Annotated in this window: 11 protein-coding genes and 1 rRNA gene; 4 read left to right on the top strand and 8 right to left on the bottom strand. The window is 62.4% G+C overall.

Going from position 1 to position 17,568, the window contains the following annotated elements; genetic code table 11:
• Nucleotides 1–194: 194 nt before the first annotated feature.
• The 3 genes from A6A03_RS04010 (at nucleotide 195) to A6A03_RS04000 (ending at nucleotide 3,099) form a co-directional block, all read left to right on the top strand.
• The gene (locus A6A03_RS04010; protein WP_066783790.1) at nucleotides 195–554 is read left to right on the top strand and encodes a hypothetical protein; all 360 of its coding nucleotides are present in this window, start codon (nucleotides 195–197) and stop codon (nucleotides 552–554) included.
• Between the two features lie 3 nt (nucleotides 555–557).
• Nucleotides 558–1,841 (top strand): phytoene desaturase family protein, encoded by a 1,284-nt coding sequence (locus A6A03_RS04005; RefSeq protein WP_066783786.1) that lies wholly within the window; start codon nucleotides 558–560, stop codon nucleotides 1,839–1,841.
• Nucleotides 1,842–1,917: 76 nt separating this feature from the next.
• Nucleotides 1,918–3,099, top strand: a complete 1,182-nt coding sequence (locus A6A03_RS04000) for a thiolase family protein (RefSeq protein WP_066783785.1) — start codon at nucleotides 1,918–1,920, stop codon at nucleotides 3,097–3,099.
• Nucleotides 3,100–3,847: 748 nt separating this feature from the next.
• Here A6A03_RS04000 and A6A03_RS03995 read toward each other — a convergent pair.
• The 8 genes from A6A03_RS03995 to A6A03_RS03960 form a co-directional block, all read right to left on the bottom strand.
• Entirely contained in the window at nucleotides 3,848–5,008 is a 1,161-nt protein-coding gene (locus tag A6A03_RS03995) for a PP2C family protein-serine/threonine phosphatase (protein WP_066783784.1), read from the bottom strand.
• 287 nt (nucleotides 5,009–5,295) lie between these two features.
• Nucleotides 5,296–6,438, bottom strand: a complete 1,143-nt coding sequence (locus A6A03_RS03990; protein ID WP_066783783.1) for a glycosyltransferase family 4 protein — start codon at nucleotides 6,436–6,438, stop codon at nucleotides 5,296–5,298.
• Nucleotides 6,438–7,826 carry an FAD-dependent oxidoreductase gene (locus A6A03_RS03985; RefSeq protein ID WP_066783782.1) on the bottom strand — a complete coding sequence of 463 codons (1,389 nt, stop codon included), beginning with the start codon at nucleotides 7,824–7,826 and terminating at the stop codon, nucleotides 6,438–6,440. The genes A6A03_RS03990 and A6A03_RS03985 overlap by 1 nt, the downstream gene beginning before the upstream one ends.
• Before the next feature lie 1,999 nt (nucleotides 7,827–9,825).
• Nucleotides 9,826–13,569 (bottom strand): FtsK/SpoIIIE domain-containing protein, encoded by a 3,744-nt coding sequence (locus tag A6A03_RS03980; protein ID WP_066783781.1) that lies wholly within the window; start codon nucleotides 13,567–13,569, stop codon nucleotides 9,826–9,828.
• A complete protein-coding gene (locus A6A03_RS03975; RefSeq protein ID WP_066783779.1) occupies nucleotides 13,553–13,885 on the bottom strand; it encodes a hypothetical protein in 333 nt (110 codons plus the stop codon). Before A6A03_RS03975 ends, A6A03_RS03980 begins: the two co-directional genes overlap by 17 nt.
• A gap of 12 nt (nucleotides 13,886–13,897) precedes the next feature.
• A complete protein-coding gene (locus A6A03_RS03970) occupies nucleotides 13,898–15,988 on the bottom strand; it encodes a hypothetical protein (RefSeq protein ID WP_066783777.1) in 2,091 nt (696 codons plus the stop codon).
• A complete protein-coding gene (locus A6A03_RS03965; RefSeq protein ID WP_066783776.1) occupies nucleotides 15,985–16,779 on the bottom strand; it encodes a hypothetical protein in 795 nt (264 codons plus the stop codon). The genes A6A03_RS03970 and A6A03_RS03965 overlap by 4 nt, the downstream gene beginning before the upstream one ends.
• A 73-nt stretch (nucleotides 16,780–16,852) precedes the next feature.
• A complete protein-coding gene (locus A6A03_RS03960) occupies nucleotides 16,853–17,131 on the bottom strand; it encodes a pyrophosphorylase (RefSeq protein WP_066783883.1) in 279 nt (92 codons plus the stop codon).
• Between the two features lie 358 nt (nucleotides 17,132–17,489).
• Here A6A03_RS03960 and A6A03_RS03955 point away from each other — a divergent pair.
• Nucleotides 17,490–17,568 (top strand): 16S ribosomal RNA (locus A6A03_RS03955); the annotation flags it as partial.

Here is a 17,568-nt window from a genome sequence, read left to right as displayed (position 1 = left end):
TGCGGGGATCAGCATATCATTTCGTGCAATGCAGATCGGGTAGTGCCCCGTCTGCGGAGGCGCTTGCTGCGCGCACAGTGTGCGCTCACCGTGACAACCGCTCATTATTACGAAATGATATTTAGCGGTAGTTCCGCCTAGTTCCAGTATACCGTATTTGGCCTCGCTGCCGGTCGTGCTACAATAGCGCCGTTATGGAGCGACTCGTTGCTTTGCACAGCCGGTTACAACTCACCATCACCATCGTGATCGCGGTTGGCGTGCTCTGGGCCTTGGTGGTAGCATGGCGCAATCGTGGCGGGATGCAGCCGCTCAGTGGCATGTTGCAACTGCTGATCATAGCGCAGGCAGCTATTGGCCTTCCCTTGCTGGGGCAGGCCGATCTCGCCCGCATGGCGTTACACCTCATCTACGGTGTGGTGGCGGTGGCGCTTATCCCGGCCACCGCGCTGGCGGTGCGTGACCGGCCCGTGCGGGTGGTTGGGTTGTCGTATGCCGGCATCTTGTTGATGCTCTTGATCGTGGTGGCGCGGCTCTACGAGACCGGAGGATGAGCATTGTCCGCACGCTTCGATTTCATCATCGTTGGCAACACTGCTGCTGAGGCAGCGCTCGCTGCGCTCTTGGCCAACGACGGCCACGCAGTGCTGCTTACCGGCGCCGGCGGCTTGCAGCCGGTGGTGCGTTGCGGCAATGCTTGGCACGATACCCTCCCGCCGCAGTGGGCCGGTGTGCGCGATGGGCCGTATGCGCAGATTGCGGCGCGTCTTGGGGTCTATCTGCCGGTGGCGCGGCGTGACCCGGCGTGGCGGTTGCATCTGGCGCAGCGGGTGATTGACGTACCTAGCGATCCGGGCCAGTGGCGCCGGCTCCGGCGCGCGCTCTTTCCGGCCCAAGCCGATGCCGCCAGCCGGTTTTGGCAAGCCCAAGAGACGGCGGCTGCTGCGGCGTTGCGCTTGGCCGAGCGGTTCGATCCGTTGGCCCAACTACAAGTGTTGCGCCAGCAACGGCTGACCGCCGGCGATATGTTGCGCCGCTACGGTATTGTCGATCCGGCGCTGCGTAACGTTGTGGATACGATCCTTGCGGCCAGCGGTTTGCCGGCGAGCGATCATTGTCCGTGGCCGGCTGGCAGCGTGGCGCTCCTGCCCCCTGCCGAAATCGTGGCCGGCGATGCCGCGACGCTCATGCGCCTCTTTACCGATGCCTTGATCCGCGCCGGCGGTGAATGGCGCCCGAAACAGCGGGCCGTAGCTCTGATCACTACGCCGATCCGGGTGGCAGGGGTGCGCTTAGCCGGCGGCGAAGAGGCGTTTGCTCGCGCTATCGTGCTTGGCCCGGCGGCGTGGCGCTTGGCCGCGCGCGCCGGTGTGCGTTCATCGCTCATCGCGACCGGCTACCTTGCCGTTGAACGCTCGTGTCTGCCCGCTGATACCCCCCTCTACCAGATTGTGGCCGGTTCCGCGCTGCCGGTGACGATCAGTCTCTCCCCGGCTATCGAAACAGATATGCACCGGCGGGTGACCGTCGCGATGCGCCTCTCTAGCGCCGAAGCCGCGCAGTTAATCCATGCCGCCCCGCATGAACGGCGCCAGCTCCGGCAGGCATTCGGCGCGGTCTTGCAAGCCGCTGTTGCGACTGCGCTGCCAAGCCTAGCGAACGGGAAGCTGGCTGGGTTGACAACCGCTCTGCTCCGCGATCCAACCGTCCCGCCGGCCCGCCTGCCGGCAGCGCAAGCCGGTTTGTGGCTGTTGCGACCAGCGCCATGGCTGCCGCCGGGGTACGACAATGGCAGCAGCGTTGTGTCCCTCTACCGGCAATTGCGCGGATTGGTCGCTTGAAACATCGCCCGCTATAATATCCGGTATCATTGTTGGTGGCTGTCACTACCCATTCCTGCACCGTGAGGAACAGTTTATGGACGATGTGGTCATTGTGAGCGCAGCGCGCACGCCGATTGGCCGCTTTAACAGCGCCTACAGCGGTCTCGGCACCATTGATTTAGGCGCAGCCGCCGTGCGGGCTGCTGTGCAACGGGCCGGGATCGAACCGGCAATGGTCGATGAATGTATTATGGGGTGCGTCGTTACCGCCGGCTTGGGCCAATCGCCGGCCCGTCAAGCAGCGATCCGCGGCGGCTTGCCGGACTCGGTCGGCGGGTTGACGGTCAACAAGGTCTGCGGCAGCGGGCTGAAAGCCGTCATGGTTGGCACTGCCCTGATCAAAGCCGGTGAAGCCGACGTGCTGGTGGCTGGCGGTATGGAGCACATGAGCAGCGGCCCCTACCTGTTGCCGCAGGCGCGGCACGGCTACCGGCTGGGTCACGGCCAAGTGATCGATGCCGTGGTTCACGATGGGTTGTGGTGCGCATTTGAAAACCATCACATGGGTGCTGCCGCCGAATGGATTGCCCGCACCTTTCACGTCACCCGCGAACAGCAAGATGCTTACGCGCTGCAATCACACCAGCGCGCGATCGCGGCCCAAGACCGCGGCGCTTTTGACGAGGAGATTGTGCCGGTGACGGTGCCGGGGCCGAAAGGGCAGGCTAACGTGGTGACGGTTGATGAAGGGCCGCGGCGCGATACGTCGCTAGCGGCGCTGGCCAAGCTCAAACCGGCCTTTGTCGCTGATGGCACCGTCACTGCCGGCAACGCTCCCGGCATTACCGATGGCGCGGCGGCGGTAGTGTTGATGAGCGCCAGCCGGGCCGCTCAATTGGGCTTGCAACCGCTGGCCCGGATCGGTGCGGCTGCGCAGGCGGCGGTCAAGCCGCTCGAAGTCTTCACCGCGCCGGCGTTTGCGATCGAACGGCTGATGAAACGGGCTGGGCGCACGCTCGACGATTACGATCTGTTTGAAATTAACGAGGCGTTTGCGGCCCAAGTCATTGCAAATCTTCGCGCGCTGGCCCTCGACGCCGACCGGGTGAATGTCCATGGCGGCGCGATTGCGCTCGGCCATCCGATCGGTGCGAGCGGCGCGCGGGTGTTGGTGACGCTAATCTCGGCCTTGCGCCAACGCGGCGGCAAGCGCGGCATTGCTGCGCTGTGCCTTGGGGGTGGTGAAGCCGTCGCGCTGGAAGTGGAAGTGTTCTAAACCCCACCGGAGCGACGTTGCCCGCCAACGTCGCTCCTTCCCCAGAGGACTGAACGCCGGTGTTGGAAGTCACAAGCGCTACGAGGAACGTGGGTAGTCCGCTCGCTGTAGATGGCAACCGTATGATCGTTGGGCGATGCCGGAAAGCCCGCTACTGCGCTCCCCTCTCCCGCGCCAGTTGAGGGGCGGACAGAACATCTGATTGAGTACAACGGTTGATCGCGGAGCAATGCCTCAACGTCCAGTGCGACACTCCCCTCTCCCACGCCAGTGGGAGAGGGGCTGGGGGTGAAGGCCAGCAACCCGCGCAGCGGGCTTCGCTACCAGATAACGGAATAGCCACCAAAAGGCACAAAACTCGCAAAAAGCTATTTGGTTGGTTGTGGCTCTTCCACACTCCCCTCTCCCACGTCAGTGGGAGAGGGGTTGGGGTGAGGGCCAGCAACCCGCGCAGCGGGCTTCGCTACCAGATAATGGAATAGCCACCAAAAGGCACAAAACTCGCAAAAAGCTATTGGTTAGTTGTGGTTCTTCCACGCTCCCCTCTCCCGCGCCAGTGGGAGAGGGGCTGGGGGTGAAGGCCAACAACCCGCGCAGCGGGCTTCGTAACCCTAGCCCGGCCCTTCAGGGCCGGGTGCCGGATCAGATCGTCTGTCCGCCCTTAAACCCGCCACGGGGCACGCAGAGCGCGGGCGGCCCGCCCGCTATAGTTGCTCCGCAGCGGCACGGGTACAAGCAACCCTTCATCTCATGCCGCACTGCGCCGGCAGACGACCAACATCGTCAAATCATCCTCAGGCTGCTGGCGGCCAGTATATGCCATAACCGCTTGTTGAACGGCTTCGAGGCGGTTATTGTTGCCGCCTAATGACGGATCGAGCGTTGCCAGCAGCCGATCTTCGCCAAATAGTGTGCCGTTGGGCGCCCGCGCCTCGGTGACGCCATCGGTATAGGCGAAGAGCGTATCGCCTATTTCGAGCGTGGTTGTCTCGGTGGAAAAGTGCGCATTCCTGATCCAGCCGACGGCTGGCCCGGTTGTTAACAACATTTCAACCCCGCCATCGGTACGGATCAACACTGGCACTGGGTGGCCGGCATTCACATACCGCACGGTTCCGCTGGCCGGATCAATGATCGCGCAGAAAATGGTCGAGAAGGTACGGCTCGCGTGATAGTGGCGTGCAATATATTCATTGGTCATCGCCACCGCGCGCAGTGGATCGTCACCGTTCAGCACCGCTTGTTCAGCAAAGGCTCGCAAGAGCGATCGAGTTAACGCCATAAAGAGCGCCGCTCCTACGCCTTTATCACACACGTCACCAAGCAGACAAACCAGCCGTTGATCGGGCAAGAGAAAGGCGTCGTAAAAATCACCGGCCACTTCCCGCGCCGGTACAAACGCTGCCGCGATCTCCCAGCCGGCAATGTGCGGTAGCCGTTCCGGCAAGAAATCGGCTTGCATGCGCCGCCCCAGATCGAGTTCATAGCGGATCGCCATCAGATGCGCTTGCTCTTGGTCGCGCAACCGTTTTCGTTCCAGACAAGCATGTACCTTTGCGTGCAACAGGGTAGTGTTAATCGGTTTCGTGAGGTAATCTTCGGCGCCGGAATCAATGCACCGCACCACATCGTCGATCTCATCAATCGCTGAAATCACGATGACCGGAATGTGGCGCATCTGCGGATCGCGCTTGAGCTGATCCAGCACCGTAAACCCATCCATTTCGGGCATCATGAGATCAAGCAGGATGACATCGAAGGGTTGCTGCTGCGCGTATTCCAATCCCTGCCGCCCGTGGATAGCTGTGACGACCGTGTGGCCGCGCCGATGGAGTTGGTGCGAAAGCAGGTATCGATTGTGTTCACTGTCGTCAATGATCAGTATCCGGCCGGTGGGTTGGTCTGTCATAGGCGATCGTTACGCAACCAGTTTCAGCATCTGCCAGCGATCATTAGTCATCCCGCTTTGTTAGTCAATGGTGCCTCGTAACTGAACATGCGATGCACCATTGAGAGTGCGCCAATTCGCTGACCTTACTCTATACAGATGCCGGAATGAAGCTCTTGCGGGAAGCGAGAACCTTGGCTTCGATGAGATGCAGTCTGTGGCGCGCCACATGCTGTTGTTAAGCAGACATCGTAGTCATGACGTTTATAACTAAGAGGCTATCATACCATAGTCTATCCGCGGTGCTGTTATGCGCGAACCGTGGCTTGCTGGTAGGCTGCTTCGGCAATGGGGGCAAGGTTAGGCCACGCCAAGCGGTGTGCTGCTGCTCTTGCGGCGGCGCGTAATCGGAGGCGCGCCGTTTCGTCGGCCAACAATTCAAGCGTGGCGGCGGCCAGCGCCTGTGCATCGCCGGGTGGCACGAGGATGCCAGCGTCTGGGGCGAGGTAGTCGCGGGCCGTGCCGACATCGCTGGCCACGATCGGCAACCCGGCCGCGATCAGCTCGACCAGCTTGGCCATTCCGCGCGCGCGGTTGATCAGCGTGTCGCGAATCGGCGCCAACGCGACATCGGCGCTGGCGAGCAACCGTGGAATCGCCGCCGGTTCTTGCCAGCCGCGGTTGTCGATCATCGCCGCCCAACCTTGCGCCGTTGCTAGTGCTAAAAGCTGCTGCTCTTCGCCGCGCTCGCCTTTGCCGATCAGCAAGAGGCGTGCGTCGGGTCGGGCACGGTAAATCGTTGCTAGCGCCGCGGCTACTTCGGCCAGATCGAGTTCCCAGAAGCGGGTGTAGAGCACAATGGTGGGGTGAGGGGCTGGTTGCGGCGGCAACGGCTCAGTGGGTGGCGCGCCATTGGGCAAATAAAAGACGCGCTGCGGGGGAATACCCATGGCCCAGACCAAGGTTTCGAGCGTATGCGAAACGACTGTGACTGCACCAGCACGGCGTGGCAGATCGCGCTCTTGCCACGCAAACAATGCCTTGGCCGGTGGTGGATATGGCAGGAGGTCGTTCCATCCACCCGGCCCTTCCCAATCGTCACAATCAACCACGAGCGGCACTCTGCCGCGGGCCAGCACTGCTAAGCCGCCGAAGCCTTTGGGTTTGAAAAGGTGGAGCACATCAGGCCGTAACCGGCGCGCGCTGCGCCAGAGGGCGGCGGTATGCCAGAGGGCCGCCGGCGGGCCGCCTAGAGGCGGCGTGGGGGTATGAGTCACCGTTACCCCGCCGTAGTCGCGGGTCGTGCCGCCATCAGCCGGATTATGCACCGGCGGCGCCACAATCGTAACAGTGTGGCCGCGCCGGTGCAATGCCTGCGCCAATGGCAACATCCGGGCCAGTAGAGTGCCCTTCGGTTTGATGCCGAAGGGCGCGATCATCACAATGCGCATCAGCGGCCAGCTCGGATAATCTCCATCATCTCTTCCACCCGCGTCACCTTCACCCGTGGCCGGCCCTGCGCCGCTCCCTGCGCCGTTTCATACTCGTTCAGCCGTTGCCAATCGGCAAAGGTGACAAAATCAATCCCGCGTTCGCGCAACAGGTTGGCAATGTCGCCGGCAGGCGGCGTGTTCGGCAGGTTGGGCAAATCTGCCAGCATGCTGTTGACCGTGGCAACCGCGTCGGGTTTGTTGGTTCCAATCACCCCTGACGGGCCGCGCTTGATCCAGCCGACCACGTACTCGCCGAGGATCGGCTCGCCATTTGGCCCATTCAGCACCCGGCCATCGCGATTAGGAATGGTGCCGCTCGCTTCATCAAACGGCACATCGGGCAATGGCTCGCCACGATACCCGACCGAACGCAGAATCATCCCGCAGCTCAACTCCTCGGTCACGCCGGTGCCACGCGGGCGCAAGCTGCCATCGGCGGCCTGCACCAGCCGGTTGCGCTCGATCGTCACACCGGTCACCCGGCCATCAACCCCGTGAATCGCAATCGGCGAAACGAGGAAGCGCATCACGATCCGGCGCGGCGCGCCAGTGTCGCCGCGGGCGGCATACTCGCGCAGCATCTCCACATTCTTCGCCGCGGTCTTATCCTCAGCCATCGCCGCTTCACTCAGCGGATCAAGTTCGAGGTCAGCCGGATCGACGATGATGTCAACCCCTTTCAGCTCACCAAATTCCTTCAATTCGGGGTTGGTGAACGCGGCCTGCACCGGCCCACGCCGGCCTAGCATCACCACTTCGCGCACCTTGCTCTGGCGCAGCGCGGCTAGCGCGTGATCGGCAATATCGGTTTTCGCCAGCTCGTCGGGATCGCTCACCAAAATGCGCGTCACATCCATCGCCACATTGCCGTTGCCTACCACCACGACCCGCTCAACATTCAAATCAACTTCGAGATCGCGGTAGTCGGGCCGGCCATTATACCAACCGACGAACGCGGTTGCCGGCATGCTGCCGAACAAATCCTCGCCGGGAATGCCCATGCGCCGATCTGACTGTGCGCCGACGGCGTAGACGATCTGATCATAGTAGGAGCGCAGGTCGGCGTGGGTGATATCAACCCCAAAAGTGACATTGCCAAAATAGCGAACGCTGGCGTGGGAGGCTAGCTTGTCGTAAATGCGCGTAACCGCTTTGATCGACTGGTGATCAGGGGCGACCCCTTCGCGCACCAATCCATAAGGCGTAGGGAAGCGGTTGAAGATATCGATTTGGCAGACCAGATCTTTTTGTTTGAGCAGAGCTTCAACAGTGTAGAAACCGGCCGGGCCGGCGCCAATAATAGCGACGCGCAGCGGGCGCTGAGCGCTTCCCAGAGGTTCACTCACGGCGCACTCCTTCGTTGTCGTATAGTTGCCTCTTATCCGATTGTGATATACCGCACAGATACCCGCAATGTACCATGTCTCTTACGTCATGTCAAACGGCGCGGTACCGCTTGCTTGAACCGGCTTTGGTCTGGTGCTGCTCTACCCCGTTGCGATCAGTGATCGCTATGCTCTGCTCTGCTGAAGCGGAGCGTTAGAGCGTTGTTCGGCAAGCTTTCATAGCGTAGCGTTCGGTTTGATCAGACGGATGTATATGCTCCCTCTTCTCCCCTTTTGTTGAGAGGCGGAAAGAACACTTGATTGCGTACAACTGTTGATCACTCTGCGATGCCTCAACGCTCGGTTCGCTGCTCCCCGCTCCCGCACTAGTTCAAGGGCGGACAGATCTGTCCGGCACCCGGCCCTTTAGGGCCGGGCTAGGCTTACGAAGCCCGCGCAGCGGGCTGATTCCCCCACCCCTTGCCCCTCCCCCGCTGGGGGAGGGGTGAGGGGGAGCGCAGCACGGGGCGTTACGACATCGCACAGTGATCGACATTTGTACTCGATCAAACGTTCTGTCCGCTTCTCAACCCGCGCCAGTGAGAGCGGGGCAGAGGGTGAGGGCAAGGTATTGACCGCCAAGGGCGCGAAGGACGCAGAGGATGATCCCAATCCAACACCTCTTTGCGTCCTCTGCGTGCTTCGCGCCTTTGCGTTAAAACCTCTGCGCCTTAGCTCGCTTTGCGTCTTTGCGTTGACATTCTCACCCTCCGACCCCCGCAAGGGGGAGTCGCTCCATTGGTGGGACCTGCCCTGCTCGCGCGGAACGCAGCAGCGCCCCTCTCCCGCGCCAGTGGGAGAGGGGCTGGGGGTGAGGGTACACCGGCGCATCACCAAGCTATCAACCATAGCTGCCCTCATCCATGCTGTTTACCCCTCAACTATCATTGCTTCGGAAACAATGCCCCCGAAGCAATCTCCTTCTTTAGCGGAAACGGTACGCTCAGGCACACGCTCGCGCTGAAGCGGGGGATTGCTTCGGTCGGGCGGCCCCGCTGCGCTGGGGGCCGCCACTCCCTCGCAATGACAGCCGAACACGCCGCCGCGCCCGCGCAATGACATCAGCACACATTGCGGGGCGCTGGGTTTCTCCCTCCCCCTTGGTTGAGGGGCGGATAGAACATCTGATTGAGTACAACGGTTGATCGCTGTGCAATACCTTAACGTCCAGTGCTATACTCCCTCTCCCGCTAGCACGGGAGAGGGGCTGGGGGTGAGGGCCAGCAGCCCGCGCAGCGGGCTTCGTAATAGTAGCCCGGCCCTTCAGGGCCGGGCGCCGGATCCAATGGTCTGTCTGCCCCTCTCCCGCTAGCACGGGAGAGGGGCTGGGGGTGAGGGTACACCGGCGTATCTCACAGCTATTAACCGCGTCTGCACTCATGTGTTCTGTCCGTTCTTGAACCCGCTCCAGTGAGAGAGGGGCTGGGGGTGAGGGCCAGCAGCCCGCGCAGCGGGCTTCGTAATAGTAGCCCGGCCCTTCAGGGCCGGGCGCCGGATCCAATGGTCTGTCTGCCCCTCTCCCGCTAGCACGGGAGAGGGGCTGGGGGTGAGGGTACACCGGCGTATCTCACAGCTATTAACCGCGTCTGCACTCATGTGTTCTGTCCGTTCTTGAACCCGCTTCAGTGAGAGAGGGGCCGGGGGTGAGGGCCAGCAGCCCGCGCAGCGGGCTTCGTAATAGTAGCCCGGCCCTTCAGGGCCGGGTGCCGGATCCAATGGTCTGTCTGCCCCTCTCCCGTGCGAGTGAGAGAGGGGCCGGGGGTGAGGGCCAGCAGCCCGCGCAGCGGGCTTCGTAATAGTAGCCCGGCCCTTCAGGGTCGGGCGCCGGATCCAATGGTCTGTCTGTCCCTCTCCCGCGCCAGTGTGAGCGGGGCTGGGGGTGAGGGCGAACCAGATTATCCCAAAGCCATAAACTACATCTGCAATCGTGCTTCTCAGACGCTCCATGTAGGAGACTTCTCTACTCTCCCGCTACCTGTATCATCACCGGTTCATCATCACCATTCACTAACAGCGCCCGCCCCGGCGGTTGCTCGCTGTGGCGCTGATCAGGCAGGGGTAGATTGAGGCCGAGCAAGCGTGTGCCGGTGTCGTACCGGCCCGGCCAGAGTACGATCCCGTTACGCGCGCCGTCAAGTGCGCGCAGCAGCGGATCATCGGCATAGCTGATCCCGGCGGCGATGATCAAGTGGAGCGGTTCGTTACCGGTTTGGGCCAATTCAACCAACTGACTGAATAGGTTGGGCGTTGCGCTGTAGCTTTGGGTGAAGTGGTCGCGCCAGCGTTCGCGACACAGGTGGTAATCGTCAATGATCAAGAGGTGCCGGTTGGCTGCCTCGCGACGCAATGCGCTGAGTTCAGCGGTGAGCGCCGCTAGCCCGGCTTCGTCAGCGATGTAGCGCATTGTTGGTGCGATCGCGCGCAACTGGTTGAGGCTGCGGCGCGGCCCGTCGATGATGATCAGATGCGCTGGCGGTGATGCCGTCAATGCGCTGTGGGCCAGCGTGAGCAGAGCCGTACTTTTGCCACTGCGACGCGGCCCGATCACCAGTGCGTGCGGTGTTTCCGGGCTGAGGCGCAGTGCTGCCGGGCCGGGAGGCTCTGCTGCCCAACCGCTTGGCAGTTTTAATCCAGCAGCGTAATGGCTGGCTGGCGGTAAGGCGCTTTTCGCCAAGCGTTCGGGCAGCAACGCCAACGGCGGCGGGCCGCCTGCGGTTGGCGGCATGGCGTGTGCTAGTACCGTCGCTTGGGCCCGGATAGCCAGCGCCAGCTCGCGGTTGTCGCCAGCTTCGACGCTGCCGGCTGGCAGGGCAATCTGTACTTCCAACAGACCCTCATCGCTATGCTGCCAGTAGCCGCGCCCGGCTATGGCTGGCGGCAGTTGGGATGGCGGTCGCTGGCCAAAGGCATCGGCGTAGTCGTTGAGATCTGGCATCCGCAGGGCCAGCCGTTGCTCGAATTGCGCCGCCAGCCGGTAGGGGAGATCGGATGGCCGCTCGGCGCTCACGATCAGCCGTAACCCCAGATCGCGCCCGTTGCGGGCCAGCCGCACCAATTCGGCTAAGTCACTCTCGCCGTAGGCATCACGCAGTTCATCGCGCACCACTGCCAGCCGGTCAATGACCAGCAGTACCGGCGGTCCCGGCGGCTGGCCGGCGCTCACGCGCATGCGCCGTTCGCGCAGGTGGTTGTCGAGTTGGCGCAACAGAGTGAGTAACGCTTCGCGATCGAAGGGTTGCACCACGGCCCCAACGTGCGGCAGATCGGCCAAGGCGCTTAAGAGCCGGCCATCGCCATCGATCAGATAGCACCAGAGCGCATCGGGCCCACATCTCCCGGCAAGGTCGAGGATGATGCGGGCCAAGGTCACGCTCTTGCCGCTGGCTGGCCCGCCAAAGATTGCCAAATGGCCGGCGCTGAGATCGATCACCAATGGGATTTGCCGGCTCTGCTGCGGGATGTCGAGTAGGCCGGCCACTGCCTGCAAACCGCTCGCCGGCGTATGGAGGGTTAGGTGTGCCGGTAGCGGCGGCTGCCAAATAGGCGGTGGTTGCCAGTTAAGTGCAGTGAGATGAGCGTGCCCGGCTGCGCAGAGTCGTTGGGTGATCGCCTCAAGATCACTCTGGCCGTCAGGTTGGCTGGCCAGCCGGGCGACTTGCATGAGCCGCACCTCGCCGCCGCTGCGCACGTATGCTCGTCCGGGCAGTTGCGGCGGCAAGAAGGCGGCGTCAGGACGTTGCAACATTTCGCGACTGTCTTCGCTGCTGCCCAGCCGCAAAGCGATGAAGTAGCTCAGTTGGCTGCGGATCTCGTCGCTGACTACGCGCGCCGGTTGCTGGGTGGCGATCAACAGATGTACTCCCAGTGAACGGCCTTGCTTGACGACGCGCACCAGTGCGCTGACAAAATCGGGACAACTGCGGGCCATTTCATCAAATTCGTCGAGCACGATTAATAGGTTCGGCAACGGTTCCAGCGGGTGTTGGCGCGCTAGCGCGCGATAATCGGCGATGTTCTCAAGGTGGATGCCATACTGTTCGGTAACGGTGCGCAGCTTGGTCTTGCGCCGGCGCAATTCGCTGCTGATGGCGGCGATGGCTCGTGTTGCCAAGCGATCGTCGAGATCGGTCACCAATCCCGTGGTGTGAGGGAGATGCGCAAACGGAGCGAGCGCCGCACCGCCTTTGAAGTCGATCAGCAGCACGTTGAGCCGGTCGGGGCCATGGGTGGCGGCCAGCGCGACGATGATGGTTTGTAACAACACGCTCTTGCCGGCGCCGGTTGCGCCAGCGATGATGCCGTGCGGGCCGTGACATTGTTCGTTTAGATTGAGCGAAAACGGCTTTCCTTCCCCCAACGCGCCGATCGGCGCTTCGTGCCATGCCAGTGTCGGCGGTTGCAACCAGCGGGGCGGAATGCCATCGCCGACCGGCAGCTCAAGCAGCTCGAGCAAGCGGGTATGGCGCGGCAAATGCTGGCCGGCCCCGATTTCAGTCAGGCGGATTGTGGCCAGCCGGTTGGTGAGTTGCTCGATGCTGGCTCGATCGAGCAGGTCGGGTTGGAAGGGAGTGGCCGGCCATGCTTCACCCGCTCGCGTCCACCTGCCCATCCGCTGATCAACTTCGACCACTGCTGCGCAGTATTCGGGCACGTTGGCCCAATCATCGGTTAACACTACCACAATCAGACCATACGCGCCACCATCGCGAAGGAGCTGGCCGAGCGCGGTGTAGGTAGTGACTAGCGCGGCGCTATCGACGATGATCACGACCGGCACTGGATGCGCCGTAGCCGCTTCGCGCCGCCGGCTCAGTTCGTCGAGCAGGAAGGTTAAGAGGCGATCGATCGCCGCCGGTTCAATCGCAACGAATATCCGCCCGGCCTGCGGTTCACCCGGGGTTTGGCAGTGGGGCAGGCGCGCTATCCACTGCCAATCGGGCGCCGTGTTCGTTTGCGCAATCAGCGCGATGCGCAGTTCAGCCGGCGCATGCAAGGTGGCCGCTTGCGCCAGCAATGCATACGCTAACCCCGCCACCGCCGGTCGCGGTCCGGCAATGCCGAGCGAGCCGAGCTGGCGCAAGGGCAAGCAGATCGGTACCTGATGCAAGGTGGCGTATTCAGCCAGAAGCTGGTCGATCCGGCGGTCAGCCGGCGCTCCCGGCGGGATCACGGCGCGGCTCGTCGCCGGCAGCGTTCCGCTGCCCAACCGCAATTCCAGCGCATCATCATCGCTCAGCCGGCGTTCCCACAGCCGTGGCTCTGGCGCGCGGGGCCGGCCATCGGCCCCAGCGATCCGCAACAGTTCCGCCGGATCGGGCGCTAAGTAGCGCCGGGCCGCGCGCTCTTCTTCGTGCAAGCGGCGTAAGCGAGCGCGCGCCGCGGCTAGTCGATCGGCAAAGAGCGTCTGCTGCTCAGCATGGTCGCGCGCGTTGTGCCGGGTCGTGTCGCGCTCGTTGAGGAGCGTGATGCCGCTGCTGAGCACACCTAACACCAGCGCCGGCAAGGCTGCCAGCCATGAACCGTAACCAATCAGCGCACCGGCACTGAATATCAATGCCGCGATCACCGGCAACAATGCCTGTAGCCACATAGTTCCTGAGCGTGGCTGCGGCGGGTTAGGCGGAGCGGGTAACTCCACCGTCTCGGCGCACCAGCGCGGGCGCAGGCGGGGTGGCCGGTTAAACAAACTAGGGTTGTCCTGCATACTGTGTTGTTTGCTGAGCGGCTTGTCGTTCGCGGTTGATCCGATCTTGCTCGGCGCGCGCTCGCGCGCTGGCTTGGGCTATCGCATTGGCTGCGTGCAAGCATCGTTCGCGCAGGCGAATCGCTTCCGCCTGTAGCGCAGCATGGCGCGCGGCCCATTCGCGCTGGCGCGGTCCTTCCCATCCGGCTAGCAGCGTATTAGCCGCGCTCGCTCGCTGTTGGGCCGCCGTATCGATCGCACTCGCGATGCGCCGTAATGCGCTACTTGCCTCATCGGCGGCGTTCCAATCCCACCAGACATCACTCCGGCCTGACATAGACAGCTCCTGCTATGCCGATAACGGCGGTTCCTGAAACCAGTCGGGTTCGACCGGCGGTCGTTCGGGCAACACCGGCAGAGGCAGTAACTCGAATTCGGTGGGATCAACCGTGAACGGCAAGGTCTGCGCCTCAACCGGCAGCCGGCTGTAGTCGAACGTTTCGTAGGCGCTATGCGCCACACTCGGTTGATCGAGCTGGTGGTTGTTGATCTCGAACACCACATCGCGGTAGCGCGCGTCATCGTGCCCGGCGCCGACCGATTGCGCTAGCGTATCGTCACTGTCAACGTAGTGCCGCACCGTCACTGGTTGGTTGTTAATCGCCGGCGGCACATCATCCCATTCGCCTTGCGGGCGCACTGCTCCCAGTGTGACGACGCTGGCTAATTGAATCTGGCGCTGGGCCAATGCCGCCTGCACCACCGGATCGTTACTTAACAGAATGCACATCCCGCCCCCCATGCTGTGTCCCATCAGGTGGAGGGTGCTGCCTGCCGGCATCTGCTCGATCAGGCGCAAGATTCGCTCACGTACGGTTTGATAGTAGGCATTGTGATCAAGCCGCTCTTTCCCGCTAGCCGTCTCGATCACCGACACCAGCCCATTGGTTCCGTACGCCATATTGTCGAGATTGAGACCGCTGATCCCAATGACGTATTCGTCTTTGCCGACCCGCGCTGCCCGCACTTCTTCGCCGAGGTAGGGGCTGATCAGGCTGTGCGGGGTTGCCTGCAACGCTCCCGGTGTGATCCGGTACGGCTGGTCCGGATCAACCATCCATTCGTGCGGCGGGAAGACTGCGTTCACATCGGCGTAGCCGTCTGGCTCGGCTTCCGGCCCTGCGGTTGGCCGTGTGAGCGGCCTTAGCATTAGGTTATAGCGTGTATCGCGGTTGATCTGTTCGAGGTAGCTCACCAACACACGCATTTCATCCAATGATAGGTATTTGAATGCGTCGATCCAAAAACCGCTTTCCAACAGCTTCGGCACGTCAGCCGGATTTTGGATGATGGCAGGCAACCGCGGGCCGCTAATGAGGCCAAGCATCCCGCCCGCTTGGGCGCTGATGAGCCAGAGCATTGCCGGATGCAGCGCCAGATCAGGTCTGGTCGTGGTGATCGTACCGCTCATCACGAGACTTTGCTGCAACAGGTGCCAACTCTGTGCCCGGTTGGGCACGAGTGGCAGCCATGGCCCAAACCATTGCATAGCTTGGAAATATGCGGATTGCCATGCCATTCTCGTGCCGCGCTGGACAAGCTCAGTACAAGCATCGTTGAGCCGTTGCTGGATCGCCGGTGACAACAAGGTGGGAGCGGCTTGCCACACGAGCGGCGCGATCCATGCGGCCAACGCGCCGAAGCTGGCGGGAGTGAAACGCGCCGGCCAGCCGGGTTGGGGCAAGAGCGTGATTGGCGCTGGCCACGTGTGCAGGTGTTCCAGCACCTGCACCAGCCACTGCCGGGTGGCGATCAGGCTCAGCGCCGTTTGCCAAGGCAACCATGGCGCTATCGTCGCCAAGCCGGCTTGCGCCAACCAGCGCCCTTGCTGTACGGCTCCGTCGCGCAAAGTCGGCCAAACGCCGCTGAGCCACGTTGGGTTCCAGCGGCTCGCTGTTTGGCTTGACCATTGCATCACCAGCCGCGTCGCGATTCGTAAGCTTAGGCTGGCGGGCGCGAATGGCCGCGCCGGTACGCGCAGTTCCCAAATGAACCGGAAGGCGAGGCGCGCGCCGAGATCAAGCGTGGGCAACCCCGGCCAGAAGGGGCGCCGCCCCGCTAAGCGATGGGCGATACCGGCGCTCATCATTGCAACCGTGGCCCCAAGGAGCGGCGAGGTTAGACCACCGCGATCGGCGGCTTCGATCCGGTTAGCGGTATCGCTCACCCATGCCGCTACCTCGTTGATGGCGCGGCAATGACTAAATAGTGAATCGCTGAGACCGTCCACCCCCGCTACCGCATACTCACGGCAGCGACTGCCGAAATGGCTCAGCGCTGTCGCCAGACGGCGCGCTTCGGCCAGCAGTTGTTCCTGTTCGGCGCTGATGGCCGTCGCATATTGGCGCAACTGGGCAGGAATCGCAGCGACCGTATTCATGCAGCCTCACAGATCCAAGCGCCAAGCTCACCTATCCGTTGGCGCAGACTATCACCGCCGACTGGCCACAACGCCAAGCGATCATCGCGATCTGATGCTGGCACGGCCCACCACCCGCCGTTGCGTCCGGCAATCAGCAATGCGCCGCGCGCTTCCGGTTGGGGTTGCCGCATGTGCCGGATAGCTGCCAGCGCATAGCGGGCCGGTTGCGGGCCGATCGCTGTGACAAAACTGCGCGCTAGGGTTGTGGGATGGCCTTGCTGCTCTAACACCCAAACCGCCATGTGCTCATCGTTGTGTTGCAACGCATTGAATGCAGTCAGCAGCGTTTCGCCGTTAAGCAACAACGGCGTCTGGCGCTCTGGTTCACGCAGGTTGGCCGGCGCCAGCATCCCCAACATCGTGCCGGTCACTTGGTCAGCGCCGGTAAGCGCCTCGAACCGATGCACATCGGGCGCCGGACTGCTGTGCAGCACAAACCGATTGCCGGCGCGGCTGATATGGCCGAGCTGGGTAGGCGGGCCGCTGGCCACAATGAGCAGGCTATCGGCAAGTGCGACGGTGCGGAGCATGTCAGCCAAAGCGGCATGCGGTGTAGGCGGGCTTTCTGGCGATGCGGGTAAGACCAAGAGATTGCGCGCCACCAGACTGCCGGCCGCTGCGCTCAGCGCACCCTCTAACGCCGGCCGCGCCGGCAATGTTCCCTGCCCAAGGGCAAAGGGGCGCGGCAATTCGAGCAGGCCCAACAACAAGAGCAACTCGGCATGGCTGATTTGAAAAGCGAGTGACATCTCGGTTTCTCCGTTTCACTCCATAATGACGTATGATGGGCCGGCGAGAGCGCATCTCGCCGGCCATCTGCTGCTACTGCCCGCCCGCCTGCATAATGTTCTGATTGATTTGGGCAACCTGCCGGCGCAAATCCTCCAACGCACTCTGAATAGCCATTAACTTTTGGTGCGTTTCCGCCCAATGAGCCCGGAATTGCGCCGCCAGCCGCCCATCCCAGTTATTCGGATCCGACAAAAGTTGCCCTTCCCGGTTCAGATCACCAATCTGCTGCAACAATGGCCCCTGCACAATCCGCTGAAACCGTTCAATCGCCTCACGCGCCGCCGCTGTCGAAAGTACCCGGTCGCTCATACCAACCTCCTGTGAATGCCAGCGAAAAAACACCTTGCATGAATGAAACCGCGCGAGATCGCCAAAAGATTCGCGGAAATTTCGCCCAATTTTCCGGCGCGCCCAATCCGGTTTGTATGGCGACAAATTGCATTCTGATGCGGTAAACTGGCGCACAATGAAGGCGCTTGACAAAATCAGCGGCATTCGCTATACTACGCAGCGTTGCGAGGGCAACGGTCTCACCGAGACGGTAGACCAAACAAGTGAAGGGCGCTCGGTCGCCGGCTAGGGTCACAATCGTGACGCTAGTTTTTTATTCGCCTTCGCAGCCGGTACCTTAACAAGCACGCGTGGTGATGAACGCGCACGTAGTCCAACAATGTAGAGTTTGATCCTGGCTCAGGACGAACGCTGGCGGCGTGCCTAATGCATGCAAGTCGAACGCAGCGGCCTTG

The organism is Chloroflexus islandicus, from assembly GCF_001650695.1.
Taxonomy (GTDB): domain Bacteria; phylum Chloroflexota; class Chloroflexia; order Chloroflexales; family Chloroflexaceae; genus Chloroflexus; species Chloroflexus islandicus.
The sequence above is the reverse complement of the archived record's forward strand: the minus strand, read 5'-3'. Positions and strand labels throughout refer to the sequence as shown.